Raw genomic sequence first — 24,439 nt, forward strand, 5'->3', positions numbered from 1 at the left:
GCGCTCCCGCGGCCGCGCAGCGCGCCATGGCCGAGGGGCAACGTTACGGCGCCCAAGCACTCCGGAGGTTCAGGTGAGGCCCATCGACCGCGACTCGATCCAAGCCGAGCTGGATGACAGGCTCGGACAAGAGCTCTACTTGCACCTGGAGACGACCACCGGGTCGTACACGAAGCTCGGACCCGAGAAGAAGAACCCCGTGATCGCCTTCGTACGCAACGCGCGCATCTCGTACGCGCGCGGCACGGTGACCGGCACTGGTCCTTACCGCGTCGGCCTTAAGCTCGGCGAAGGCTGGGTGTACGCCGACGGGCTCACGGACTACGAGGTCAACGAGCGGGGCGAGCTCCTCCTCGCCGGTCTCGACTGCGAGGGGCAGCTCACGATGGCGTTGCAGCTCTCGCAGACGCCTTTCAGGGAAGGACAGACCGATGTTGAGTGAAGCGAAGGGCCGGCAGCCGGACGCGGCCCACGGCCGCACCGTGCCGTTCGACGCCGCGGGCGAGAGCGCCGTGCTGGCCGTCTTCCCGCATCCGGACGACGAGTCGTTCGCGGCCGGCGGCACGCTCGCGCTCTGCAACGAGGCCGGCGTCAGGACCGTGTACCTGTGCGGAACGTACGGCGACATGGGCAGGCGCATGGGGCGCCCCGCCTTCACGAACCGCGAGGCGCTGCGCGACGTGCGCACGGTCGAGCTGAGCTCGGCGTGCGCCGTCCTCGGCTGCGAGCTGGGCTTCATGGGCCTGCGCGACAAGTGCATCGAGTTCGAGGACCCGGCGGAAGTGGCGGCCCAGGTGCGGCGCGTCATCGACGAGATCCGCCCCTCGACGGTCATCACCTACTACCCGGGCCACGGCGTCCACTCTGACCACGACGCGCTGGGCCACGCGACCGTCCTCGCGGTGCGCGCCTTGCCGGCCGGGCTCAGGCCGCGCGTCCTGGCGGTCGCCGTCGGCGACCCCAACGTCTTGCGCGAGGAGTTGGGCGAGCCGCACGTGCGGGCCGACATCCGCGGCGTCAAGGACCGCAAGCTCGACGCCCTGCGCGCGCACCGCTCGCAGACGGAGTCGATGTTCGCCCACATGAACGAGGACGCCCGCGAGGACGGCCAGACGAGCACCTTCTCGGAGCGCCTGACCGTGCGCGAGGAGTTCTACGTGCTGGACGCCGACGCGCCCACCCTGGTGGAGCGGGCGCGGGGCTGACGGGCCCGGCGGGGCCGGTTAGCGGGTTCCGGCGTTCAGAACGGCTCGTTCGGGTAAGGCGTCCCGCCTGCGGCGGCATCGCCGTCACCCCCGGCTCGTGCGCCGGCCTCGCTCGTGGTGAGGCTGGTCGTTGCCTGCGGCGAGTCCGGCCGTGCCACTGCCCCGGGCCGAGCCGTGCCAACGACCGGCGGCGTGACGCTCGTGCCGGCCTGGTCACCGCTCGCCTGCCCGTCCGTCCGGCGTCCGAGGCCGGAGCGCAGCGTGCGCTCGACGTCACCGAGCGCCCCCGTGCGGTACAGGAGCACCAGCCCGGCCACGATGAGGAGCAGAGGCACCAGCCAACCGGCTCCGCCTGAGAACGACAGGACTGCTAGCACCGCGAGCGCTACGGCCGGGTAGATCGCCCAGGCTTGTGCATGCTGGCGCAAGCGAGTCAGTGCGAAGAAGGTGGCCGCCATCCCGAGGAGGAAGAGCGAACCGCCGAAGAAGCCCTGCGCGGGGCCGAGGGCGGCCTCGAGCGCCACGGAGCCGAGGGCGCCGGCGGGGATGATGGCCCACCAGCGACTGGGGTCGCGGCGCCACGCGAACGCGAACGCCAGACCGATCGCAGCGAGGAACAGCGGACCACCGGTGCGGCCGGGGAGCAGGCTGACCACCGCCAGGGCGGCCAGCGGCACCGCCAGGATGCGCATGAAGCTCTTCTCGGTACGCTGCCCCTCCATGTAGGCGAGGTAGGCGAGGACGCCGAACACGCCCGCCCACAGGAACTTGCCCAGCCACCCGAACAGCCCGCTGCCGCCTATCAGGAACAGCACGCCGACGACGATGAGGGCCAGGCCAGGGATGTAGTTGCCGTTGGGACGGCTGCCGCGGTTGTCGTACGCCATCTTCGCTCCTCCAGTCCGGACCGCGTGTGACCACCGCGCTCCGATCCCCTCGAATGTAGGCGCGAGAGGGGCGCGGGCGCGTCGGCGGTAGGGCGCGGAAGGGCTAGACACTTGGGAGCCGTGCGGCTCATCCGAAAGGTTGAGGCGGCGCGACCGCGGTCCGGTTAGCCTGGTCACGGAAGGTGTGCGACATGCCGAACGCCAACGCCCAGCCAAGCCCCATCCGCGTCCTGCTCGTCGACGACCACACGGTGGTGCGCCGTGGCCTGCGCCTCGCGTTCGACCTGGAGCCCGATCTGGAGGTCGTCGGCGAGGCGGCGAACGGCCAGGAGGCCATCGCCCAGGTCGCGGCCCTCGCGCCGGACGTGGTCGTCATGGACCTCCTCATGCCCGTCCTGAACGGCGTCGAGGCCACGAAGGCCATCAGGCGCGGCCATCCGGACGTCGAGGTCGTCGCCCTCACGAGCGTCCTGGAGGACCGGCTGGTCGTAGAGGTCGTCGAGGCGGGGGCCGCCGGCTACATGCTCAAGGAGACGCGGCCCGACGAGCTCTTCGAGGCGGTGCGCGCGGCCGCCCTGGGCGAGGTGCGGCTCGACCCGAGAGCGCAGCAGCGGCTCGTGCGCGAGATGCGCTCCGAGAGCAGCCGCGAGGCGCTCACGGAGCGCGAGCTGGAAGTGCTCAAGCTCCTGGCGGGCGGCGCGAGCAACAAGGGCATCGCGCAAACGCTCGACATCGCGGAAGCCACGGTCAAGAGCCACGTCTCGAACCTGCTCGGCAAGCTGGACCTGAAGAGCCGCACCCAAGCCGCGCTCTACGCCTTGCGCGAGGGGCTGATCGTGCGTGACCCCTGACCGAGCCGGCAGCGGGAACGGTGGCGAGGCGCCCCTCTCCGGCGAGTTGCACACCGTCTGGTACCACAGCATCTCCAACCGCCTGATCCTCCTGCTGCTCGCCGTCGTCGCGGCGTTGGCAACCGCCACCGGCATCCTCCTGTGGCGCGCGCTGGCCACCACCGTCGGGCTGCCCGCAGACACCGACCTCGCCGGCGCGGCCGCCGCGGTGGCCGGTCAGGACCAGGCGGCCGTGACGGCCATCCTGCGCAGCACCCTCGTCAACCTCGCGGTCGTCGTGGCGGTCACGCTGCTAGCGGCCGCCGCCTTCTCGCGGGCACTCCTCGTCGACCCGATCGCCAGGCTCACGCAAGCGAGCCGCGCCTTGGCCGCCGGCGACCTTAGCGCCAGGGTCGACCTGGCGGACCGCTCCGAGCTCGGCGAGCTGGCGCGGTCGTTCGACGCGATGGCCGAGAGCCTCGCACGCTCCAAGGAAGACCTCGAGGCGCGCGTGGTCACGCGCACCACGGAGCTGCGCTCGCTCCTCTCGCTGTCGAACACCATCGCCCTCACGACCGACCTCCGGCCGCAGATAGACGCGGTGCTCGACCAGCTCGTGACCGGCGGCCGCGTGGCGGCGGCGGAGATCCTGGAGCTCGAGCCGACCGGTAAGCTCGTGCGCCTCGCGCGGCTCGGGGCCGACCCGGGTGCGCGGGCGGGCGGCGGCGCCGAGGACGCACGGCCGGAGGGTTTCGACGCGACGCTGGCCGGTCTCGCGCCGCACGCCGTGGTGGACGGGGACGAGCTGGCCCTGCCGCTGCGGGCGCGCGACCGGGTGGTGGGCGTCCTGGTGGCGTCCACCCCGACCGGGGCGGGGTGGGACGAGGAGCGCCTGCGGTGGGTCGGCGGCCTCGCTGCCCAAGCGGCCGTGGCGCTCGAGAACAACCGCCTGTACGAGCTGGCGCGCGACGAGGCCGCGGAGGAGGAGCGCCGCCACCTGGCGCGCGAGCTCCACGACTCCGTCAGCCAGGCCATCTACTCCGTGGTGCTCACGGCGCACGCCGCCGAGAAGCGCCTCGGCACCGACCCAGACGCCGTCGGCAAGGCGCTCGCCGGCGTCATCGAGCTCTCGGAAGCCGCGCTCGCCGAGATGCGCGCCCTGATCTTCGAGCTCAGGCCCGAGGCGCTGGCCGAGGTCGGGCTGGTCGGCGCGCTGCATAGGCAGCTCGACGGCATGGAGCTCCGGCACGGGCTGCGCGCCGTCCGCCGCCTCGACCAGGAGCCGGACCTGCCGTTCACGACCAAGCAGGTCCTCCTGCGCGTGGCGCAAGAGGCGCTCCACAACGTCGTGAAACACGCGGCCGCCACGAGCGTGACAGTGCGCGCGAGCGTGGCGGAGGCCGCGCCGGACGGGCCGCTCCTTCGCCTCGAGGTCGCCGACGACGGCGTCGGGTTCGACACCTCGCTCGCCTACCCCGGCCACCTTGGGCTCACGTCGATGCATGAGCGCGTCGCCGCCCTGGGAGGGACCCTGCGCATCGAGAGCGCCTCGCAGGCCGGCACGACCGTGACGGTCGAGCTGCCGCTCTCGCCCCGGGCGGGGTCCGAAGCATGACGCCGGCCAGACAGACGCGCAAGGTCAGCACCGGCACGGTGCTGCTCCTCGCCGGTGCGGCGCTGCTCCTGAGGCAGCTTGGGAGCCACAACCTCTTCTTCGAGCTGGTGTGGCTCACGGCCATCGTGGCCGCCGCGGTCGCCACGTACCGCTTCCTCGCGGGCCGCGTGCCGTTCCGTGTGCGCCTCATCGCGCATGCCGCGTTCGGCCTGTTCGCCCTGTTCAGCCTGCATCGCCTGGCGGGCGCGGCGCTGCTAGGCTTCGTGGCCCTGTTCTTCTGGCTCCTGTTCACGTCGCCGCGGGCGGGGCGCACCCGCCCGGCCACATGGCAGGCGATCGTCGCGGGGGCGGTCGGCTCCGTTGCGCTCGTGGCGGCGGCGGGCGCCGTCCTCCCCGGCACCGACAACGGCGTGATCCTGTTCCTCGGCATGACCGCCACCTTCACCGCCGTCTACCTGCTCCCACGCGAGAAGGGCGGCGCGCGCTGGGCGCTGTGGCCGGCTTTGGCCTGGGCGGCGCTCACGGTGCTCGTCAACGACCCGAGCGGCGCTCTGGCGCGCTGGGTCTTCCCGCTCGCCTTGATCGGGGTAGGCGTGGCCCTGTTCGGCTACATGCGGGGGAAGCGCTGAGGGGTCCCGGGGCTCGCGCTCACGGGCCCCTGGCCCGCACCACAACGCCCCGGTTGGAACCCGCGCTCTCGCTCCGCCGAGGCGTCGATCCGGTGGCGAGTCGAGGCGCGGCCCGGGTAGATCTCGGCCCCGCCCCTGCCGCCTCAGTACACGAACTCGTCGATGTGGTACAGCGCCACCTTGGAGGCCCCTGAGCGCGCCCGCGCGCCGGTGAGCAGCTCGCGGTACTGGCGCGCCACCGCCGCCTCGCTCAGGGGCAGGACGCCGCCCTCGGCGGCCCGCGCGGCGTACGCGGAGCCGGGCTGCAGGACGAACGGCGACAGGTAGACGAGGTCGCCCGCCCCGAGCGGGAGGCGCCCCAACAGGGCGAGGCTGTCCGCGACGTGGGCGTCCGCGAACCGGCCGCCCCCGACACCCGCCATCAGGATCACGGACACACTCAGGCCCGCCGCCTTCAGGGTGGAGACGAACTCGGCGGCCTCCGCCGCGCCGCCCGGCTTGTTCAGCCAGGCCAGGAGCTCGTCGTTGCCCGTCTCCACCCCGATCGCGACCCGCGCCAGACCCCACTCGCGCAGCTCCCGCCACCGCTCCACGCCCTTCTTCTCACCGGAGAAGACGTCGACGAACGCGTTGACGGGCCTGCCTGGGAAGACCTCCGCCGCCACGCCGAAGACGTGGCGCAGCTTGGAGTTGGCGAGGACCAGGGCGTTGCCGTCCGCCAGGAACACGCTGGGGCGCCCTGCGGCGGCCTCTCCCAGTAGGTCTCTGACGCCGAGCGCGTGCGACCGGAACTCCTCGGGTGGGCGGACCCGGAACGGCCGGTCCTGGTAGAAGGTGCAGAACGTGCACCGGTTCCAGCTGCAGCCGAAGCTCGCTTGTAGTACTACTGACTGATACTGGTCTGGTGGGAGGATGGAAACAGGCTGGTAGACACGCAGGAACCGCTCGCGCTCGGCGGCCAGGCTCTCGACCGTCCACCTGGCGGCTCGCTCGAGACGCCCAGACAGCGCTTCCACCGCGCCGCTGGCGACCAGGCTCTCGGGTCGGGCGGCGGCCTGCCGGGCTACGCTCGCCGCGCGCTCGAACAGGCGCTCCGCCTCGGCGGGTTCGACTCGCCACCGGCGTCGCGCGCCGCGCACCGTCCGCCGGCCGAACACTTCCGAGGCCAGCGAGCGCTTGTACGTCTCGCCGCCGACGAACCAGTGGACGGGCCGGCCCTCCAGATCGAACCCGACCACCTCTTCCCTACTGGGGCTGAGGGTCGTGCTCGCGGGATGGACGGTGGCCAGGAACGCTTCCGAGCTCACGCCGCCACCTTACGACCGCGCCGAACGAGTACACTACCTGCCGCATGTCGGAGGCCCCCACCAGCACCAGTCACACCGAACCCGGGCGTGAGGCCCGGCCGGAACCCGGGGCGGCCCCCGTCACGCCCGAGGCGGCGCGGCTCGCTAGCGAGGCCGCGCACCGCGCTCAAGAGGACACCCATCTCGCAAGCGAGGTTGCCCACCTCGCGAGCCAGGTTGCCCACCTCGCAAGCGAGGTGGCGCGCAGGCGCACCTTCGCCATCATCTCGCACCCTGACGCCGGCAAGACGACGCTGACGGAGAAGCTCCTGCTGTACAGCGGCGCCATCCGCGAGGCGGGCTCGGTGACGGCCAAGGCGGGCGGCGCGCAGTCGACTTCGGACTGGATGAGCATCGAGCGCGAGCGCGGCATCTCCATATCGTCGGCCGCCATGCAGGTCGACTACCGGGGTTTCATCCTCAACCTGCTCGACACGCCCGGCCACCAGGACTTCAGCGAGGACACGTACCGCACCCTGACGGCGGCCGACAGCGCGGTGATGCTCCTCGACGCCGCCAGAGGCGTGCAGGAGCAGACGCGCAAGCTCTTCGCCGTCAGCCGCGACCGCGGCATCCCGATCTTCACCTTCATCAACAAGCTCGACCGGCCGGCCCAGGACCCGTACGCCCTCCTCGACGAGGTGGAGACGACCCTCGGGATCCAGGCCGTGCCCGTCACGTGGCCCATCGGCGACGGCCCCGACTTCAAGGGCGTCTATGAGCGCACGAGCAACCGCCTGCACGCGTACGAGCGCACGGAGCGCAACGCGCGCAGGGCGCCAGTGACGACCGCGGCGCCCGACGCGCCGGAAGTGGCCACCCTCATCGGGGAGCGGGCGCAGGCGAAGCTCATCGACGACATCGGGCTGCTCGACTCCGTCCTGCCGCCCCTCGACCGCGAGCGCTTCCTGGCCGGCGAGATCACGCCCGTGTTCTTCGGCAGCGTGCTGACGAACTTCGGCGTCGAGGTCTTCCTCGACCACTTCCTCGAACTGGCCCCCGCGCCGGGCAAGCTCGTCACGACGCAGGGCGTAGTACAGCCGACCGACCCGGAGTTCACGGGCTTCGTCTTCAAGGTCCAGGCCAACATGAACCCGCGCCACCGCGACAGGACGGCGTTCGTGCGCATAGCGAGCGGCGTGTTCCACCGCGGCGTGCAGGCCGTGCTCACGCGCACGGGGCGCGACGTGAAGCTCGCGCGCGCCCACACGATGTTCGCCGACGAGCGCGCCACCGTCGACGACGCTTTCCCCGGCGACATCATCGGCCTCGTGAACCCCGGCACGTTCCGCATCGGCGACGTCATCAGCAGCCGCCCCGGCGTGGAGCTGCCGAGCTTCCCCCGCTTCGCGCCGGAGCGCTTCGCGACGGTGCGGACGCGGAGCACGGACAAGCACAAGGCGTTCCGCAAGGGCCTCGAGCAGCTCACGGAGGAGGGCGTAGTACAGCTCTTCTACCCGGCCCAGGGCGCCCGGGACCCCATCCTCGGCGTCGTCGGTCAGCTCCAGTTCGAGGTCTTCGAGCACCGCATGCGCGAGGAGTACGGCGTCGACGTGCTCTTCGACCACCAGCCGTACCGCGTCATCCGGTGGCTGAGCCGGACGCCCGAGAAGCCCGTGCGCTTCGGCATGCTCGCGCACGACCGCGACGGTCAGGCCGTCGCCATCTTCCGCTTCGACGGCGAGATCAAATACTTCCAGGACGAGCATCCCGAGGTGAGCCTGGCCGAGTCGCCTGGGGCGGCGGACGTGGTCAGGCTCTAGCGCCGGGCGAACGCTCAAGGTCGCCCAAGCGGTCGGGCTCGAACGCGGAAGTGCGCCGACCGGGCCGCCCCGAGGCGACGGCCGCCTAAGCGGCTCTAGCGCAACGCGATCAGGTAGTACCCGCTCATCACGACCAGCATCGCGACGAAGCCGACGACCCCGAGGACGAGCGCCTGCCGCCCCGCCCTCCCCAGCCCTCTGAACTGCACGCCGAGGCCGATCCCGGCCATCGCCGCGGCCGTGAGCAGCGTGCCGGCGAGGCTCAGGTACCGGACCGTCTCGGGTCCGAGCCAGCCGAGGCTCGTAACGGCGCTCATGGCCAGGAAACCGACGACGAAGGCGGGGACGAGCGGGGGTAGCTTCGCTGCGGGAGAGGTGCCCGCCGCCGCTCCTGCGCCGGCCCCCCGTGCGACCCCAAGCGCAGGCGCCGCGCCGACCTCCGGGCCGCCGGCACCACCGGAGGCACCGGCCACGACCGCCTCCCGCCGCAGCCACCAGCCGAGGAGCATTAGCACGGGCGCCAAGAGCACGACGCGCGAGAGCTTGACCAGCAGGGCCAGGTCCCCCTCGCCGCCGCCGACCGCCGCCCCCGCGGCCACCACGTGACCGACCTCCTGGAGGGTCGCCCCCGCGATGGCGGCGAGGAGGCGCGAGGAGACGAGCGCGAGACCGTCCCAGGCGGCGAAGGCCACCACGCCGAGCGTGCCGACGACGCTCACGACCGCGACGGAGAGCGACGCGTGCCGCTCCTCCGCCTTGAGCACGGGCAGGGCCGCCGCGATCGCGGACGCGCCACACACGCCCGTGCCGACCGCGAGCGAGCGCCGCAGGTCCTTCGGCACGCCCCACGCCCGCCCGACGAGTTCGATGGCCGCGAAGGCGACGAGCACGCCGAGCGCGCTGCCGACGAGCACTGTCGGACCGACGGCGGCCAACGCGCGCATGTCGAGCCGCACCCCGAGCAACACGATGCCAAGGCGCAAGAGGACCTTGGCGGCGAAGCGCGCGCCGGGGGCCACCCCAGCGACACGGCCCCCACGCGCCAGGCGCCAGAGAGCGCCGGCGAGGAGCGCGAGCACGAGCGGGCCGAGGAGTTTGAGGCCGGGGATCCGGGCGAGCTCGTAGGCGAGGAACGTGAGCAGTACGACGAGGGCGAGGCCGGGCAGGAGCGATCGAAGGCGCCCGGAGGCGGCGGGAGCGGTCACCGCAGAAGCGTATGACCGCAACACCTATAAGGCTAGGGGCGTCATGCTTATAGAGCCATAGGTCCGAGTTATGGTTGCGGCGTGGCCCTCGAGCCCCAACTACTGCGCACCTTCCTCGTCGTCGCGCGTGGCGGCAGCATCAGCGAGGCCGCCCGCCGGCTCCACCGCTCCCAACCCGCCGTCACATCCGCCGTCAGGCGCCTCGAGGCGCACTTCGGCGAGCCGCTCTTCCGCCGCGGCGGCAAGGGCGTGCGCCTGACCGACCTCGGCGCCAGGCTCCTCCCCCATGCCGAGGCGTTGGAGCGCGTCCTGGACGGCGTCAACCAGCTCGCCGCCGAGGCGGCCGGTTTGGAGGGCGCCAGGCTGCGCATCGCCGCCAGCACCACCATCGCCCTCTACTGGCTGCCTCCCCGCCTGGCACGCTTCTGCTCGGAGCATCCGAGCGCCAAGCTCGTCGTGCACACGCGCAACTCGCGCGAGGCCGTCGAGGAGCTGGCGGCCGGGGAAGTCGACCTCGCCCTCGTCGAGGCCCCCGCCGCCAGCTGGTCGGCGCTGCCCGACGGCCTGTTGGTGGCCACGCCCGTGCACGACGACGAACTCGTGCTCGTGGTCGATCCCGACCATCCGTTGGCCGCAGCCGACAAGGTCGCCCCGCAGGAGCTTGGCGGCCTCGCGTTCGTCGGTCGGGAAGCCGGCTCCGGCACGCGCGCGGTCCTTGAGCACGCGCTAGCGACCCTGGGCCCGCCTCGCGACGCGACCGCGCGCGCCGTCCCGGAACCGCCCCAGGGCAAGGCCTCGCGCGTCGCCGGAGGCCAGGGCCGGGGCGCCACCCCGGACGTGCGCCTCGAGCTGGGCGAGCCGGAGGCCATCAAGCGGGCGGTGCGCGCCGGGCTCGGAGCGGCAGTCCTCTCGCGCGTGGCAGTAGCCCAGGAGGTCGAGCGGGGCGAGCTCGTCGCCCTCTCCATCACCCACCCGGGCTTCCGGCGGCAGTTCACGCTCCTGCACCCGCCCGAGGCCCTGGCCAGCCACGCCTGCTGGACGTTCAGGACGCTGGCGGTGGCGGGCTAGGCCTCGTCCCCCAGCGCGTCCACGGCTAGCTGGCTGAGGCTCGCGACGGTCCGCTCGTCGAAGGCGAAGCGGATCCCCGCGGCCTCGTAGAGCTCGTCGAGGGGACGGGTGCCGCCCAGCGCCAGCGCCGCCTTGTACTGCCCCAGCGCGCGCGGAGCGTCCTGCAAGGCGTTGCGCCACACCTGCAGGGCGCCTAGGTAAGCCATGGCGTACTCGAGGTAGTAGAAGGGGTAGTGGAACAGGTGGATGATGTGCCAGCCCTTCGAGCGCAGGCGGTCGAAGCCGGTCATGTCCATCCCCGTGTCGAACCGCTCGTCCAGGCGCCGCCACTGCGCGTCTATCTCTGCGATGGTCGGTCCGGTCTCGCTCGGGTGGGTGTAGACGAAGTGCTGGATGGCGTCGACCTTCGAGGCGCTGACCAGGAGCGAGAGCGCGCGCACGAGTAGCGCCGCCTGGGAGCGCGCGGCGTCCTCCTGCGAGTAGAAGCCGCCCTTGTCGCGCGTCAGGTACGGCAGGGTGAGGAGCTCCATCGCCTGGGAGGCCAGCTCGCACATCTCCGGGCGCTCGGAGCGGTGCGCGAGGAGCGGCCACCGCGCCTGCGTCAGCACCGAGTGGAACGCGTGACCGGCCTCGTGACGCATGGTGAGCAGGTCGTCGTCGGTGCCGACGGCGCTCCAGTACACGTACGGCCGCTGCGAGCGCGGGAAGTAGTTCTGATACCCCAGGCCGGGGACCTTGGAGGGACGAGGCTCGAGGTCCATCCAGCCGCCCCGGAGGAGGTCGTAGGCCTGCGCCAACTCGCCGTCGAGGGCCGAGAACATCCGCGCCAGCCCTTCCTCCAGCTCGGCAACGGAGGTGAAGGGGGCCAACGCCTCCCTGCCGTGCACGTCGCAATCCAGGTCCCACGGGCGCAGGCGCTCCAGGCCGAGTAACCGTGCGCGACGCTCGTAGACCGAGCGTAGGCGCGGCACGACCTCCTTGGCCACCGACTCGTGCATGGTCAGCGCGTCCTGCGGCGTGTACTCGCGGCGCTTCGCCATCAGCCAGGCGTACTCGCGGTAGTCGGCCAGCCCGGCACCCCGCGCGATGCGCTTGCGCAGCGGCATGAGCTTGGCGAAGATCTCGTCCAGCCGCGGCCTGATCGCCTCCCTGCCGGCCTCGATCGCGTGGTAGGCGCGCTCTCGCAGCTCGCGGTCAGGCGACTCCAGCTTCGCGAGCGCCTGGCCAAGCGTGAGGGTCTCGCCGTCCAGCTCGACGCGCAGGCTGCCGCTGACCTCCCCATGGGCCTGCGTGAGGGTAGCTATCTCGGCCTCGAGCGGCAGGTTCTCCTCGCGGAAGAGTTCGACGTTGACGCGCATGTCGGCCCAATGACCCGCGAGGTCGGCCGGCGGAGAGTAGTCGACGACGGCGAGCTGCTTGCGCTCGAGCGCCGTCTTGAGCGTGGTCAGCTCGGGCACGTGGTTGGTCACGAAGTCGAGGTAGGCCGCCTTGGCGGCCTCGTCGGCGGTGTCCTCGTCCATCGCGCGCGTCAGGCCGGCCTCGAGCTCGGAGAAGTCGACGGATACCTCGTTCACGTCGCGGACGAACCCCGGCATCGTGGCGGCCGTCACCGGTGCGTCGAGCAGCGCCCTGGCCCTGGCGACCAGGTCGCTCGGATCGATCGGCGCGACGACGAACTTCCGGTGTTCCCTTGTCACATCGGCTATCGACATGGCGCCAGTCTAGCGAGCGTCACCGGTGGAGCCGGTACGGTTACCGGCCCCGGCGGACGGAGCGCCCTCAGGGCCGAAGCAGCTCGAGCGGTAGCGCCTCGCCCACGTGACCCTCGTGCCCGGTCACGCTCACGGCCAGGCACAAGGAGTCGTAGATGGCCTCCTCCGTTGCCTCGATGGCGGCCAGGAAGAGGGGTGAGAGGTCGTCGTTGCCCAACTCGCGCGTCGGAGCCTTCGGCGCCCCGCCCGCGCGGCGTCTCACGCCCTCCGCGGTCGAGAACGCGACGGCGTAATCGCCGGAACCGTTCGAGAACGCCGCGCCGGTGCGTGCCAGTCCGGCCATGGACCTGAAGGCCAGGCGCTCCAGGCCGGCGGAGCTCATGGGCGCATCGGTGGCGATCACGATCATGATCGAGCCGTCGGCGTCCTGGGCGCTACCGGTGGACGCGCCGGCCCCGGCCCGTGAACCTGCTGACGCACCGGCACCCCCACCGGCGCCAGCACGCACCTGCGGCGCGCCGCCAGCGCTCAACTCGTCGCGCAGGTAGTGCCTGCCGGCTAGCACACCGACCGGCCGCCCGGCCACCTGCAGCACGCCGCCGAAGTTCGACTGCACGAGGACCCCGACGGTGAAACCGCCGAGCGCCACCGGCACACGCCTGGAGGAGCTGCCGATGCCGCCCTTGAAACCGAACGCCATGGTGCCGGTGCCCGCCCCTACCGTGCCAAGCGCCACCGGACCGTCCGCGGCGGCGGCGAGCGCGGCCAGCACGTGCTCCGGCCGCACCGAGCGCGCCCGGATGTCGTTGAGGTGTCCGTCGTTCGTCTCCCCGACGAACGGGTTGACGGACCGGACCCGGGCGTTCCCCTTGCGGCCCAGCGTCCAGTCCACGAGCGCCTCGGCCGCCCGGGCCACGCACAGCGTGTTCGTGAGGGCGACTGGGGTCTCGAGCTCCCCGAGCTCCCGCACCTGCGTCGCGCCGATCAGCTTGCCGTAACCGTTGCCGACGAAGAGGGCGGCGGGCACGCGCCAGCGGTACGGGTCGTCGTGGTGCGCCAGGACGACGGTGACGCCGGTGCGGACGCCGGCGCCCTCGTACAACGTCTCGTGACCGACCCGCACGCCGGCCACGTCCGTGATGGCGTTCAGGGGCCCCGGCGGCAGGACGCCCGGAGCGATCCCGAGCTCGCGGAGGCGCGCGCGTCCTACTTCCGGCTGATGCGCGGGCATACCGCAGCCTACTATCGTGCGGTGGTGACCACGCACTTGCGCCTGGCCCCGTGTGAACCGATGATTGAGGCAAGTGCGAGCCGACCCGTCTCCGGCATGAGGCGTCGGGCGTACGCCCGGAAAGGTAGCCAATGAGCGATCAACAGCCCACACCCGCCACCCCGGCCCTAGTCAGGGGCACGCCGCTCAAGTACTTGGACAAGGCACTCGGTGGCCTGCGCGACCTTGGCCTCCTCCCCGAGAGCACCGCGAAGGAGGAGGCGCCGATCGTCGCCCTCCTCAGCCAGATCACCGACCTCGATCAGGAGCGTGTCGTCGCCATCACCCGCACCCTCGCCCAGGCGTCGCTCTTCAACGACGTCGTGCGCAAGCAGGTGGAGGCGATGGAGGTCGGCTCCCGCTACGAGGACGTCACCAAGTCGTTCAACAGCATCCGCGACGACGCCAAGTCCATGGTCGATCAGCTCGAGGACGGCAAGATCAGCACGTTCGAGCGCCTCTCGAACGTCTGGATGAAGGTCACGCGCGGCGACATCTCCAGCCGCTTCGACAAGATCAAGCACACCTACCTCGAGGTCACGAAGGACGCCCAGGACCAGATCCAGCGCGAGCACGTCATCCTCGAGGCGTACCGCGACTTCCGTGGGGCCCTCAAGGAGTCCGAGGTCCTCGCGTTCGAGGTCCTCAAGAAGGGCGAGGCTCAGTTGGAGGCCGCCAAGCAGGGCGTGAACGAGGCCATGGCGGCCGTCGACGCGTACGCCGGCGACGACCCGGCCGAGCGCGCCCGCCTCGAGCTCGCGCGCGACGAGAAGGTGCGCGCCCTGCAGGAAGTCGACAAGCGCTACCAGATCGCCAAGGACCTCTCCGACAACCTGACGATCTCGTACAACACGTCCGAGGTCGTGATGGCGCGCCTCATGCAGACGAACACGGCCAAGGAGCGCGTGCGGGCGCAGGCCGTGTCGTTCTTCAGCACGAACGAGACCGTCCTGACGGCCCTCACGGCTACCTTCACCGGCCTGTTCGGCCTCAACGAGTCGACCCGCACCCTCGAGGCCATGACGAAGGGCGTCAGCGACTCGCTCGATACCCTCTCCGACATCGGCGGCAAGGTGCAGGAGGCCGCCCTCAAGGCGGGCTACGGGCCGACCGTGCGCGCCGAGTCCGTCAAGCGCCTCGTCGAGTCCGTCGTCAACTACCAGGAGCGCTCGCTCGAGATCATCGACGAGATGCGCAAGCAGGCGACCACCAACGCCGCCGAGATCCGCGACGCCGTCGAGGACGGCAAGCGCCGCCTCGCGCGCTTGGCGGAGCAGGGGGCCAAGCTGGACATCGTCGACGCTCCCAAGAGCGCGTTACCTAGCGACACGGCGCAGCCGGGCGGCGACGTTGGCTGACGCGGCCGCCAGCGCCGGCGCGCGCCCAACGCCACCGCAGGCGCCACCGCCGCTCGACGACGTCATGCTCGCCATGGACGTCGTCGACACCCTGCGCCACCGCGAGCGCCTCGTGGAGGCCGAGCTGGCGTCCGAGGGGCGCGACGAGGCCATGCTCGAGAGCCTGCGGAACATCTACGCCTCGCAAGGCATCGCCGTGTCCGACGCCGTCTTGCAGCAGGGAGTCGCGGCGCTGCGCGAGGGCCGTTTCGTGTACGCTCCGCCGGCCCGCGGGCCGGGCACGCGGTGGGCCTACGCCTACGTGAACCGCGGCAAGTGGGGCAAGCTCCTGCTCGCCCTCCTCGTCGTGGCGGTCATGCTCTTCCTCGGGTACGACGCGCTCGTGCGCGCGCCGCATAGGACCCTGGTGCGCAACGTCGGCAAGGTCTACGCGGAGGTCGTAGCCCAGTCGCAGGATCCCAGCGCGAACCTCCAGGCCGACACCCTCTACGGGGTGGCGACCGCCGCGATAGCCAAGGGCGACGACCGCGCGGCCCGCACCACGCTCGCCTCGCTCGAGGCGTTGCAGGCGACGCTGAGCGGCTCGTACACGCTGCACATCGCGACCGACACCACGGGCGTGTGGCGCGTGCCCGACCTGAACCAGGACGCCGCCAACTACTACATCATCGTCGAGCCCATCGACCGCAACGGCAACAACGTCGCCGTGACCGTCACGAACGAGGAGACGGGCAGGTCTGAGAGCGTGAGGCGGTTCGGCCTGCGCGTCAGCGAGGCGACGTTCGAGGCCATCAAGGCCGACAAGCTGGACGACGGCATCATCCAGAACGACGTGTTCGGCGAGAAGCGCGCCGGCTACCTCCAGCCCGTCTACCGGTTCGACACGACGGGCGCGGCCATAACGAGTTGGGACTGATGATCAGCGGTCGCGATACCCTCAACACGCTCCTCTCCACCATCGCAGAGGAGCAGCAGCGCATGCGCCAGGTCGACGCGTCGCTCTCCAATAGCAACGACGAGCTGCTGAAGCTGGACTCCGCGCGCATGCAGGAGCTGCAGCGCCTCGCACGCATGCGGCTCAACTACCTCGCCAAAGACAAGGCGCAAGTGGCCGACACTTCCGACGAGCAGCTCCTCAAGTTCATCGCGCAACGAGACGCGGCGTACGCGGCGCTGCAGCAGCGCATAGCCGAGCTGGAGGGCGACGGCAAGGCGCGTGAGGCGGAGCGCGCTGGGGCCATGGCCGAGCTCGACGGGGCCGTGAAGACGATCGAGGACGCCGAGGTGGCCACGCAGCGCCGCCTCGAGGCCGACGCCGCCTATCAGGCCAGGCTCGAGGCGGCGCGCGAGGCCGACCGCGTGGCCGGGCGCGCCGACGCCAAGGCGACGCAGAGCGAGAACGAGCAGGCCACGAAGGGCGAGGCGTACCGCGCCGACCCCCTCTTCTCCTACCTGTGGCGGCGGAAGTTCGGCACCGCCGAGTACCGCGCCGGCGGCCTCGTGTTCGCGCCCCTGCTCCGTTACCTAGACGGGCGCGTCGCTCGCCTGGTCGGTTACCAGGACGCCAGGGCGAACTACAGCCGCCTCCTCGAGATCCCGCTGCGCCTGCGGGAGCACGCCACGAACGCCCGGGCGGCCGCCGACGCCGCCCACGCCGAGCTGCAGCGCCTGGACCTCGAGGCGCGCAAGGCGGACGGCATCCCGGCGCTGGAGGAGAAGAAGGCCGCAGTGGAGGCTCGCATCGCGAAGCTCGACGCCGCCGTCCAGGAGGCGAGCGACCGGCACGCCGCCGCGCTCGCGGAGAGCGAGAAGTTCGCCAAGGGTGCGGACGAGAACTACCTGAACGCGGTCGAGTTCATGCGTGGCCAGTTGGACGCCGCGCCGCTCGACGTCCTGCGCGTGCGGGCGCTGGCGACCCCGTCTCCCGAGGACGACCTGGTCGTGGGCCGGCTGGCCGGCTTCGCCAAGCGCCGCGAGGAGCTGGAACGCACCGTCGCCGAGCTGCGCGCCGGCGCCGAGGCGAGCCACAAGCGCGCCAAGGAGCTCGACTGGCTGCGCGCGAACTACACGCGCAGCGGCTACGACGCGCCGAACACCGCGTTCCGCGACGCCGGCGCCGTGAAGACCGGCCTGACGCAGTACCTCACCGGCCTGATAACCATGGACGCGCTGTGGCGCCTCCTCGGCCAGCAGCGCACGGTGGTACAGACGAAGGTGGACCCCAACTTCGGCTCCGGCGGCTTCGGGCGCGGGACGGTCTGGGGCGGCGGTGCCGCGCCCCCGACGACCCCCGGCCCCGTGATAGACGTCATCGGCAGCGTGCTCGAGGGCATCTTCGGGTCGGGCGGCGGCTTCGGCGGTTCGTCGCGGGGCGGCTCCGGCGGCTTCGGGGGCTCCTCGCGCGGCGGCTCCGGCGGCTTCGGCGGCGGGTTCGGGGGCAGCTCACGCGGAGGCTCCGGGGGCTTCGGCGGCGGCTCGAAGGGCGGCGGCTCGCGACCGAGCGGCGGGAGCATGCCGCGCGGAGGCGGCTTCAAGACGGGCGGCAAGTTCTGAGCGGCGGCCGGCCGCACGACGCAAGGCGCAAGGCGGGCTCGCCGCCAGGGACCGTCGTCTACACCGGGCGGGAACGTCTGGACGGGGCCAAGCTGCGCTTGCTCACGTTCACCGAGCAGGAGCTGACCGAGCGCGACGTCGGGCGCCCCGACGAGCTGCCGCAGCTGATCGCCACGCCCGGCGTCCATTGGCTCAACGTCGTCGGCGTGCACGACACGCGGCTGCTCGAGGCCCTCGGCGCCACCCTGCGGCTGCACCCGCTCACCGTCGAGGACTTGGCGAGCCTCGGGCAGCGGCCCAAGGTGGAGGAGTACGAGGACTACCTCTTCATGGTCGCGCGCATGCTCAGACCTTCGGCCACCGGCGGCGCGCTGCGCAGCGAGCAGTTCTCCCTGGTGCTCCGCGCGGGGCTGCTCGTGACGTTCCAGGAGGCGGACGGCGACCCGTTCGGCCCGCTACGCGAGCGGCTGCGGCAAGGCAGCCGGTCACGCGGGCGCGGCATGGGCGCCGACTACCTCGCCTACGCCGTGATCGACCTCGTCGTCGACCAGTACTTCGCGGTCCTGGAGGGTTACGGCGACGAGCTGGAGGTCATGGAGGAGGAGGTGCTCGACAGCCCCGCGCGCTCTCAGATGGAGCGCGTCAACCGCCTCAAGCGCGACCTCCTCGTGATCCGTCGGGCCGCCTGGCCGCTGCGCGACGCCCTGGCCTCGCTACTGCGCACGGAGCCGGTCTACTTCACCCGCGCCGTCAAGGACTACGTGCGCGATGCGCACGACCACGCCGTGCAGGTCGTCGACGCCGTGGAGACGCAGCGCGAGCTCGTCACGGGCATCCACGACCTCTACCTGACCACGCTCAACGTGCGGATGAACGACGTCATGAAGGTGCTCACCATCATCGCTACGATCTTCATCCCGCTAACGTTCCTGGCCGGGATCTACGGCATGAACTTCGACCACATGCCGGAGTACCACTGGCGCTGGGCCTACCCGGCGCTCTGGCTCGTCATGCTCGGCATAGCCGGGGGGATGATCGTCTACTTCAGGCGTCGCGGCTGGTTCTAGAGCCCGGTCGCCGCCCTGGCCCTCCGGGGGCGGCCGACCAAGGGGAGAGTCCGGCGCGCCACGAAGCGCGCGGGCGTCAGCGACCCGCCTTCTCCCGCAGCGCCTCGATCAGGGGCCGCAGCACGTCGGCCTTGAGCTTCAAGGCCGCCCTGTTCACGACGAGCCGCGCGGACGACTCCGTGATGACGTCGACCTCCTCGAGGCCGTTGGCCCTCAGCGTCGCACCGGTCTGGACCACGTCCACCACGGCGTCCGCCAGCCCCGACAGGCACGCCAGCTCCACGTTGCCGGAGAGCTCGACGACCTCGGCCGGGCTGCCGAGCCGCCCCAGGTACTCGGCGGTCACGCGCGGGTACTTGCTCGCGACGCGCCGCACGGGGCCGGTGGCGCCCACGGGCCTGATCAGCGAGAGCCTGCATGCGGCGAAGCCGAGGTCGACGGGCGCGTAGAGCGCGCTGCCGTGCTCTAGGAGCACGTCGCGGCCGACCACGCCCGCGTCCGCGACGCCGAGCTCGACGTACGTGGGCACGTCGGCGTTGCGCATGACCAGGACGGTGGCGTCGGCCCCGTGGTGGCGCAGGGCCCGTTCGTCCGCCGCGAGGTCGAGCGAGAGGCCGGCCGCGCGCAGGGACGCGAGCGCCTCGGGCAGGACCCGCCCCTTCGGCAGCGCCAGCACAAGTCGCGTGGGCTCGGGCGAGCCCATCACGAGCCCTGCCGCTGCTGCGCATCAGTGGCCCTTGTAGCCCGTTCGCCGGCGAGCAGCCCCTGGAGCGCACCCTGCCGCGCGGCGGTGGCGGGTCCGCCCGTCCCGGTCGCCAGCACGCTCCCGCTCACGAGCAGGTACGGGATCCCGGCCGCGGCCGCCTCTTGCAGAGCGCCCGCCTCGTCGCCGGCCACGGCGCGCGCGACGCACACGCCGGCCGCGCGCAAGGCCCGCGCCGCGGGGTCGTCCAGCGCGAGGACCTCGGGCGTCAACGGTGCAGACAGCGGGGCGGCGGCCGGGATGTCGCCCGTAGCCGCGCCGAGGAGGCGTTCGAGCCCCATCGAGAACCCCGCGGCGTACGGCAGTAGCGCGGCGTCGTAGCGGCCGCCGCCGAGCAGGGGCCGGCCGTAGTCCGGCGTGAACGCGCGGAACGTCACGCCCGTGTAGTAGCTGAGGCGCCGCGCGAGGCCGAGGTCGAGCAGGAGCTCGCTCGCGTCCTCGAACTCGGCCAGCACGCCTTCCAGGCGGTCGAGGGCGAGGTTGGCCGCCGCGTCGGGAGCCAGGCGCCGCGCCAGGGCGAGGACGCTCTCGGACCCGTAGAGGTCGGGCGCCTGGAGGATGGCGTCCGCCGCCTTGCCCCGCAGGCCGAGGGCCTCGATCGCGGCGAGGACATCGGAACGGTCCTTCCGATCGATGGCGTCCGCGAGGGCGCCCTGGTGCTCGCGCGGGACCTCCGCGGCCTCGAGCAGCGCCTTCACGTAGGCGGGGTTGCCGACCTCGATCCGTGGGGCGAGGCCGACGGCACGCACGGACTCGCGCGCCAAGTGGATGATCTCGGCGTCCGAGCGCGCGTTGCTCACGCCCACGAGCTCGATGCCGACCTGGGTGAACTCGCGCATCCCGGCCAGCTCAGGGTGGTTGGCGTGCCACACGGTGCCCGCGTAGCGGAACCGGAGCGGCTTCCGCTCGCCTGCCGCCACGCCCGGGTGCGTGAGCGCCACTAGGCGCGCGAGGGCCGGCGTGAAGTCGGAGCGCAGCGCCAGGACCTCGCTGCCGCCGTCGATCAGCTTGAACGCCTGCGCTTCGCGCGGATGGGAGGGGTCGAAGCGCTCCAGGACCGGCACCTCGACGGGCGCGTAGCCCCACGAGGCGTAGAGCTCCCGCAGCTTCGCCAGCCCCGCCTCGCGCCGAGCGGCGACGTCGGGCGGGGAGAAGCGGGTGCCGTCGACCAGGCCGCTCATCTCCTTGAGCCTCACGCGGTGGGGGTGGGGTTCGGCCTGCGCCGCTCGGGGTCGAGCCAGGCGAGCACGACCCCGGCGAGCGCGACGGTCTCGCTCACCAGGAACAGCAGGTTGAGGAGCGTCAAGGCGCCGTCCAGGGCGATCGAGAGCAGGCGCCCCACGGCGACGGCGCCGATGAGCAGCGCAGTGGCCCTCAGGTAGACGCCGGCGCCCGGCCGCTGGAGCGAGCCGCGCACGATGAGGGCGCCGAGCGCCAAGTGCAGCATCCCGAAGGTGGCGCGCACCTGGCTGAGACCGCGGGGGTCGACGATGTCCAACCCGAGCATGTTCGCCGTGAAGATGGGGTTGACGAGCCCGAGGAGCCCGAGGCCGAAGGTGATGGCGGCCGAGACGTAGATGAGCTGTGACCGCACGTTCATGGCGCGAATGCTATCACCGCGCCCGGCGCGCCTCGGGGTGGTGCGCCTCGCCGGGGCCTTCGGGGCCGGGCTAGCGCGCGCCGCCCATCACGAGGTTGTCGCGGTGCACGACCTCGTCGTAATCCTTGTGGCCGAGCAGGTCGGCCACCTCGCGGGTGTGGCGTCCGCGGATGCGGTCCACTGCGTCCGAGCCGTAGTTCGTTAGCCCGACGCCCACGACCTCGCCGGCGTGGCGCAGTTCAACTGAGTCGCCGAACGTGAACACGCCGGTCACCCCCGTGATGCCGCCGGGCAGGAGGCTCTTACCTCCGCGGAGGGCCCTGACAGCGCCGTCGTCGAGGTGGATGGCGCCGCGCACGGGCTGGTTCGCGAGCCACGCCTTGCGTGCAGGGACGTGCGCCGCCGCCAGGAAGCGGGTACCGCGCGCCTCGCCCCGCGCGAGCGCCTCGAGCCCCGCACCGCCGCCGCCGAGGATGATGGTCTCGATGCCGGCCCCGGTCGCTATGCGGGCGGCCCTGAGCTTGGTCGCCATGCCCCCCGTGCCGTGGGTCGAGCCGGCGCCGCCGCCCAAGTGCGCTACCTCGGCGAGGTCCTCGACCACGTCGATCTTGCGGGCGTCGGGGTCGCGACGCGGGTCTGAGTCGTAGAGCCCGTCCACGTCGGTGAGGATGACGAGCACGTCGGCGTCGACCAGGTAGCTCACCCAGGCCGAGAGCGTGTCGTTGTCGCCCAGTTTCAGCTCGGCCGTCGCGACGCTGTCGTTCTCGTTGACGACCGGCACCGCCCCGAGGCCGATGGACGCCTCGAGCGCACTCTTCGCGTTCACGTACCGCTCGCGTTCCTGGATGTCGCCGGCGCTCAGGAGGAGCTGCGCCGTCGGCCTCGGAGCCAACGCGCGCTCCCAGTCGAGCATCAGGAGCGCCTGACCGACGGCCGCCGCCGCCTGCTTCTGGGGAAGCGTGAGCGGCAGCTTCAGTCCGAGGCGCTCGCGACCGGCGGCGCCGGCTCCCGAGGTGACGATCACGAACTGCGCGCCAGCCTTCGCCGACCCGCCGGCCGCCTGGGCGGCCGCGAGGACCTGGGCCCCGCGCGCGATGTCCCACATCTTGTGCTGGGCGATCCGCCCGGAGGCGTCGACGAGTGAGCTAGTCCCGACCTTGATGACGATGCGCCGCCAGCGCCCGCGTTCGCGCGACATGCGGGCCATGCTACTGCCTGGGGCGCGACCGCTGCCCGGGTCGCGCGCCGCGGGCGCTCGGGTAGCGGTGGTGATGTCGGCAATGACCCGGGCGCGGACGATCGCGCGCCGCGGGGCGCTCGGGGAGCGGAGGCCGGAGCGACGGAGCGGAGGCGACCGCCAGCGACGTTCCGGCGGACAGCCCCTAGGGCCGCCCGGCGGCTTGGTGCTACACTCCGCCGCATGCGCGTCGCCATCGTAGGAGCCAGCGGAGCCGTCGGACAGGAGCTTCTCTCCATCCTCGCGGAGCGGAACTTCCCCACGACGGAGCTGAGGCTCTACGCCTCGCCCCGCTCCGCCGGCCGCCGGGTCGAGTTCGCCGGCGCCGAGCACGCCATCATGGCGCTGCCCGAGGACGGCGACCTCGGCGCGGACATCGTGTTCTCCTCGGCGGGCGGCAGCGTGTCGAAGGCGCACGCCTGGGCCTGGGCGTCGCACGGGGCGGTGGTGGTCGACAATACGAGCGCTTGGCGCATGGACGACCGGGTCCCGCTCGTCGTACCCGAGGTCAACGCCCACGCCATCGCGCGCCACCAGGGCGTGATCGCCAATCCGAACTGCTCGACCATCATCGCCCTCATGGCGCTCGCGCCCCTGCATAGGGCGTTCGGCCTCAAGCGGGCCACGGTCGCCACCTACCAGGCGGTGTCGGGCGCGGGAGCGTCCGGCATAACGGAGCTGCGCGAGCAGACCGCCGCCGTGCTCGGGGGCGCGAGCGCGCCGAGCGGCGAGCCGGCCGGCGGGCCGCCGGCGCCGCGGAAGTTCCGCCACCCCATCGCGTTCAACCTCTTCAGCCACGACTCCGACGTCGGCGAGGACGGCTACAACGGCGAGGAGCGCAAGCTCCTGCTGGAGTCGTGCAAGATCCTCGAGGCGCCCCACCTCGCCGTCAGCGCCACGTGCGTGCGGGTGCCCGTGTTCCGCGCGCACAGCGAGGCCATCCACGCGGAGTTCGAGCGGCCCGTGAGCGAGGCCGAGGCCCGCGCGGTGCTGGAGGGGGCTCCCGGGGTGCGCGTGGTGGACGACCGCGCCAACAACACGTTCCCCATGCCCCTGGCCGCGAGCGGCAAGGACGACACGCTCGTCGGGCGCCTGCGTGCCGACTCGAGCCTGCCGGGCGGCTTGGCCCTGTTCGTCGCGGGCGACCAGATCCGCAAGGGGGCCGCCCTCAACGCCGTGCAGATCGCCGAGGCGCTGCTGCCGGACTGAGCAGTTTCCGGACTGAGCAGTTTCCGGACCGAACAGTTGCCGGACCGAACAGTTGCCGGACCGATACAGCCGCCGGACCGAACCGCTCCCGGATTGAACCGCTCCCGGATTGAACAGCCGCCGGGCCGGCCCGGCGTTGCGGGGCTGCAGGCATTCGCCCGAGGAGGGCCGCTACGGGGCCCGGAAGCGCCACGCGACCGGTGAGGTTACGCTTCCGAGGCCCCGGAAGCTCCCGTACGCGACCGCGGCGGTTTCTGCCCGCTCGCTAGTCGACGAGGCGCCCGGCACGCTTGTAGACCTGGTAGGCACCCCACTCCCGCACGACCCGGTCAAGGCCGGCGAGGCGCTTCCCGACGGCCAGGTCGAAGCGCCAGGCCGCGCGCCACTCGCTGGGCGGCAAGGAGCGGTAGTCGACGGGGAACGGCGTCAGCTGCCAACCCTGCGCCTTGAAGGTGCCGTAGGCGCGGGGCATGTGCAGGGCGCTCGTGACGAGGAGCCAGGTCGAGCCGGCCGCCGGCGCCACCCGCTCGCGCGCCAGGAGCGCCTCCTCGTACGTGCTGCGCGCCTCGCCGAGGAACGTCACGCGCCTACCGCGCAGGGTGTCCTGGAAGAGCAGCCCTTCGCCGTCTGCGCCTCTCCACTCCTCGCGCAGGGCGTCCATGAACAGGCCCGTGAACACGAGCTCGGCCTCCGGGTAGCGCTTGGCGAGCGCGAGGGCGGCTAGGAGGCGTTCCCCGGCGTCGTCGAGGGCCAGTTGCGAGCGCGCGGCGCTGACGCGCCACTCGACGGCGCCACCGAGGACGATGATGCCGTCGACCCGCTCGGGAAGCGGGTCCGGCGCGCCGATGCGGCTCTCGAGGCCGTTGCCCAGGTACTCGTCGACCGGGGCGAGGACGAGCGCCAGTAGTAGGAGCAGGGGGAAGAAGAGCAGGGCGCCGGCCAAGCGACCGGCGCGGAGCCGCCCGGCCGCGAACGCGAGCAGGACCAACAGCACCAACAAGGTGCTCGGGGTGAGCAACCACCACACGGCTTCCAGCATGGTTCCATCATGCCCCAGCCGGTGCCCGAACCTCATGAGCCGCGGCTTCGCCCATGCCGCCGCGGTCGTTTATCCTTGAGCAA

At 72.1% G+C, this 24,439-nt stretch carries 22 protein-coding genes; 12 read left to right on the plus strand and 10 right to left on the minus strand.

Annotated elements, in window-relative coordinates; translation table 11 throughout:
- The first annotated feature begins 73 nt into the window (after positions 1-73).
- Complete coding sequence (locus M9914_03485; protein ID MCO5173231.1) at positions 74-442, plus strand: YojF family protein; 369 nt, start codon at positions 74-76, stop codon at positions 440-442.
- Entirely contained in the window at positions 432-1,205 is a 774-nt protein-coding gene (gene bshB2, locus M9914_03490; protein ID MCO5173232.1) for a bacillithiol biosynthesis deacetylase BshB2, read from the plus strand. The genes M9914_03485 and bshB2 overlap by 11 nt, the downstream gene beginning before the upstream one ends.
- Positions 1,206-1,240: 35 nt before the next feature.
- Here bshB2 and M9914_03495 read toward each other — a convergent pair whose 3' ends face one another.
- Positions 1,241-2,092, minus strand: coding sequence for a hypothetical protein (locus M9914_03495; protein ID MCO5173233.1), 852 nt, complete (start codon positions 2,090-2,092; stop codon positions 1,241-1,243).
- 191 nt (positions 2,093-2,283) lie between these two features.
- On the opposite strand from M9914_03495, the gene M9914_03500 reads away from it, so the two are divergent.
- Genes M9914_03500 through M9914_03510 form a run of 3 tightly spaced genes read left to right on the plus strand, consistent with a single transcriptional unit; the run spans position 2,284 to position 5,166 of the window.
- On the plus strand, positions 2,284-2,943 hold the full coding sequence (locus M9914_03500) for a response regulator transcription factor (GenBank protein MCO5173234.1): 660 nt from the start codon (positions 2,284-2,286) through the stop codon (positions 2,941-2,943).
- Positions 2,933-4,537, plus strand: a complete 1,605-nt coding sequence (locus M9914_03505; GenBank protein ID MCO5173235.1) for a histidine kinase — start codon at positions 2,933-2,935, stop codon at positions 4,535-4,537. Before M9914_03500 ends, M9914_03505 begins: the two co-directional genes overlap by 11 nt.
- Positions 4,534-5,166 (plus strand): hypothetical protein, encoded by a 633-nt coding sequence (locus M9914_03510; protein ID MCO5173236.1) that lies wholly within the window; start codon positions 4,534-4,536, stop codon positions 5,164-5,166. Before M9914_03505 ends, M9914_03510 begins: the two co-directional genes overlap by 4 nt.
- A gap of 143 nt (positions 5,167-5,309) precedes the next feature.
- Here M9914_03510 and M9914_03515 read toward each other — a convergent pair whose 3' ends face one another.
- A complete protein-coding gene (locus tag M9914_03515) occupies positions 5,310-6,473 on the minus strand; it encodes a radical SAM protein (protein MCO5173237.1) in 1,164 nt (387 codons plus the stop codon).
- Positions 6,474-6,517: 44 nt separating this feature from the next.
- Here M9914_03515 and M9914_03520 point away from each other — a divergent pair, with 44 nt between their 5' ends.
- Positions 6,518-8,275 (plus strand): peptide chain release factor 3, encoded by a 1,758-nt coding sequence (locus tag M9914_03520; protein ID MCO5173238.1) that lies wholly within the window; start codon positions 6,518-6,520, stop codon positions 8,273-8,275.
- Positions 8,276-8,370: 95 nt separating this feature from the next.
- Here the strand turns inward: M9914_03520 and M9914_03525 are convergent, their stop codons facing one another.
- The gene (locus M9914_03525) at positions 8,371-9,480 is read right to left on the minus strand and encodes a putative sulfate exporter family transporter (GenBank protein MCO5173239.1); all 1,110 of its coding nucleotides are present in this window, start codon (positions 9,478-9,480) and stop codon (positions 8,371-8,373) included.
- A gap of 81 nt (positions 9,481-9,561) precedes the next feature.
- On the opposite strand from M9914_03525, the gene M9914_03530 reads away from it, so the two are divergent.
- Positions 9,562-10,548: a LysR family transcriptional regulator gene (locus M9914_03530; protein ID MCO5173240.1), complete on the plus strand. Its 987-nt coding sequence runs from the start codon at positions 9,562-9,564 to the stop codon at positions 10,546-10,548.
- On the opposite strand, the gene M9914_03535 is transcribed toward M9914_03530, so the two are convergent.
- Positions 10,545-12,260 carry a M3 family oligoendopeptidase gene (locus M9914_03535; protein MCO5173241.1) on the minus strand — a complete coding sequence of 572 codons (1,716 nt, stop codon included), beginning with the start codon at positions 12,258-12,260 and terminating at the stop codon, positions 10,545-10,547. The genes M9914_03530 and M9914_03535 overlap by 4 nt on opposite strands.
- Positions 12,261-12,327: 67 nt before the next feature.
- Positions 12,328-13,491, minus strand: coding sequence for a P1 family peptidase (locus tag M9914_03540; GenBank protein ID MCO5173242.1), 1,164 nt, complete (start codon positions 13,489-13,491; stop codon positions 12,328-12,330).
- Positions 13,492-13,622: 131 nt separating this feature from the next.
- Here M9914_03540 and M9914_03545 point away from each other — a divergent pair, with 131 nt between their 5' ends.
- The 4 genes from M9914_03545 to corA all read left to right on the plus strand — a co-directional run bounded on the left by M9914_03545 (position 13,623) and on the right by corA (position 18,508).
- Complete coding sequence (locus tag M9914_03545; protein ID MCO5173243.1) at positions 13,623-14,888, plus strand: hypothetical protein; 1,266 nt, start codon at positions 13,623-13,625, stop codon at positions 14,886-14,888.
- Entirely contained in the window at positions 14,881-15,804 is a 924-nt protein-coding gene (locus tag M9914_03550; protein ID MCO5173244.1) for a DUF6384 family protein, read from the plus strand. The genes M9914_03545 and M9914_03550 overlap by 8 nt, the downstream gene beginning before the upstream one ends.
- Positions 15,804-17,441: a hypothetical protein gene (locus M9914_03555; protein ID MCO5173245.1), complete on the plus strand. Its 1,638-nt coding sequence runs from the start codon at positions 15,804-15,806 to the stop codon at positions 17,439-17,441. Before M9914_03550 ends, M9914_03555 begins: the two co-directional genes overlap by 1 nt.
- Before the next feature lie 98 nt (positions 17,442-17,539).
- A complete protein-coding gene (gene corA / locus M9914_03560) occupies positions 17,540-18,508 on the plus strand; it encodes a magnesium/cobalt transporter CorA (GenBank protein MCO5173246.1) in 969 nt (322 codons plus the stop codon).
- 76 nt (positions 18,509-18,584) lie between these two features.
- Here the strand turns inward: corA and hisG are convergent, their stop codons facing one another.
- The 4 genes from hisG to proB all read right to left on the minus strand — a co-directional run bounded on the left by hisG (position 18,585) and on the right by proB (position 22,069).
- Positions 18,585-19,211: an ATP phosphoribosyltransferase gene (gene hisG / locus M9914_03565; GenBank protein ID MCO5173247.1), complete on the minus strand. Its 627-nt coding sequence runs from the start codon at positions 19,209-19,211 to the stop codon at positions 18,585-18,587.
- Positions 19,211-20,452 (minus strand): ATP phosphoribosyltransferase regulatory subunit, encoded by a 1,242-nt coding sequence (locus M9914_03570; GenBank protein MCO5173248.1) that lies wholly within the window; start codon positions 20,450-20,452, stop codon positions 19,211-19,213. Before M9914_03570 ends, hisG begins: the two co-directional genes overlap by 1 nt.
- Before the next feature lie 11 nt (positions 20,453-20,463).
- The gene (locus M9914_03575) at positions 20,464-20,871 is read right to left on the minus strand and encodes a DUF4345 domain-containing protein (protein ID MCO5173249.1); all 408 of its coding nucleotides are present in this window, start codon (positions 20,869-20,871) and stop codon (positions 20,464-20,466) included.
- A 70-nt stretch (positions 20,872-20,941) separates the two neighbouring features.
- On the minus strand, positions 20,942-22,069 hold the full coding sequence (proB, locus tag M9914_03580; protein ID MCO5173250.1) for a glutamate 5-kinase: 1,128 nt from the start codon (positions 22,067-22,069) through the stop codon (positions 20,942-20,944).
- A gap of 222 nt (positions 22,070-22,291) precedes the next feature.
- Between proB and M9914_03585 the strand changes: the two genes are divergently transcribed.
- Positions 22,292-23,317, plus strand: a complete 1,026-nt coding sequence (locus M9914_03585) for an aspartate-semialdehyde dehydrogenase (GenBank protein MCO5173251.1) — start codon at positions 22,292-22,294, stop codon at positions 23,315-23,317.
- Between the two features lie 265 nt (positions 23,318-23,582).
- Here M9914_03585 and M9914_03590 read toward each other — a convergent pair whose 3' ends face one another.
- Positions 23,583-24,356, minus strand: coding sequence for a YdcF family protein (locus M9914_03590; GenBank protein MCO5173252.1), 774 nt, complete (start codon positions 24,354-24,356; stop codon positions 23,583-23,585).
- Between the last annotated feature and the right edge of the window lie 83 nt (positions 24,357-24,439).

This window comes from Trueperaceae bacterium, assembly GCA_023954415.1.
Lineage (GTDB): Bacteria > Deinococcota > Deinococci > Deinococcales > Trueperaceae > JAAYYF01.

What these genes read in the sequence shown, in the direction of transcription:
- M9914_03500 (MCO5173234.1), top strand. Translation starts at nt 2,284, where the DNA reads ATGCCGAACGCCAACGCCCAGCCAAGCCCCATCCGCGTCCTGCTCGTC.
- M9914_03540 (MCO5173242.1), bottom strand. Translation starts at nt 13,491, where the DNA reads ATGCCCGCGCATCAGCCGGAAGTAGGACGCGCGCGCCTCCGCGAGCTC.
- M9914_03570 (MCO5173248.1), bottom strand. Translation starts at nt 20,452, where the DNA reads ATGAGCGGCCTGGTCGACGGCACCCGCTTCTCCCCGCCCGACGTCGCC.
- M9914_03495 (MCO5173233.1), bottom strand. Translation starts at nt 2,092, where the DNA reads ATGGCGTACGACAACCGCGGCAGCCGTCCCAACGGCAACTACATCCCT.
- M9914_03575 (MCO5173249.1), bottom strand. Translation starts at nt 20,871, where the DNA reads ATGAACGTGCGGTCACAGCTCATCTACGTCTCGGCCGCCATCACCTTC.
- M9914_03545 (MCO5173243.1), top strand. Translation starts at nt 13,623, where the DNA reads ATGAGCGATCAACAGCCCACACCCGCCACCCCGGCCCTAGTCAGGGGC.
- M9914_03510 (MCO5173236.1), top strand. Translation starts at nt 4,534, where the DNA reads ATGACGCCGGCCAGACAGACGCGCAAGGTCAGCACCGGCACGGTGCTG.
- M9914_03520 (MCO5173238.1), top strand. Translation starts at nt 6,518, where the DNA reads ATGTCGGAGGCCCCCACCAGCACCAGTCACACCGAACCCGGGCGTGAG.
- proB (MCO5173250.1), bottom strand. Translation starts at nt 22,069, where the DNA reads ATGTCGCGCGAACGCGGGCGCTGGCGGCGCATCGTCATCAAGGTCGGG.
- M9914_03585 (MCO5173251.1), top strand. Translation starts at nt 22,292, where the DNA reads ATGCGCGTCGCCATCGTAGGAGCCAGCGGAGCCGTCGGACAGGAGCTT.
- M9914_03535 (MCO5173241.1), bottom strand. Translation starts at nt 12,260, where the DNA reads ATGTCGATAGCCGATGTGACAAGGGAACACCGGAAGTTCGTCGTCGCG.
- M9914_03590 (MCO5173252.1), bottom strand. Translation starts at nt 24,356, where the DNA reads ATGCTGGAAGCCGTGTGGTGGTTGCTCACCCCGAGCACCTTGTTGGTG.
- bshB2 (MCO5173232.1), top strand. Translation starts at nt 432, where the DNA reads ATGTTGAGTGAAGCGAAGGGCCGGCAGCCGGACGCGGCCCACGGCCGC.
- M9914_03555 (MCO5173245.1), top strand. Translation starts at nt 15,804, where the DNA reads ATGATCAGCGGTCGCGATACCCTCAACACGCTCCTCTCCACCATCGCA.
- hisG (MCO5173247.1), bottom strand. Translation starts at nt 19,211, where the DNA reads ATGGGCTCGCCCGAGCCCACGCGACTTGTGCTGGCGCTGCCGAAGGGG.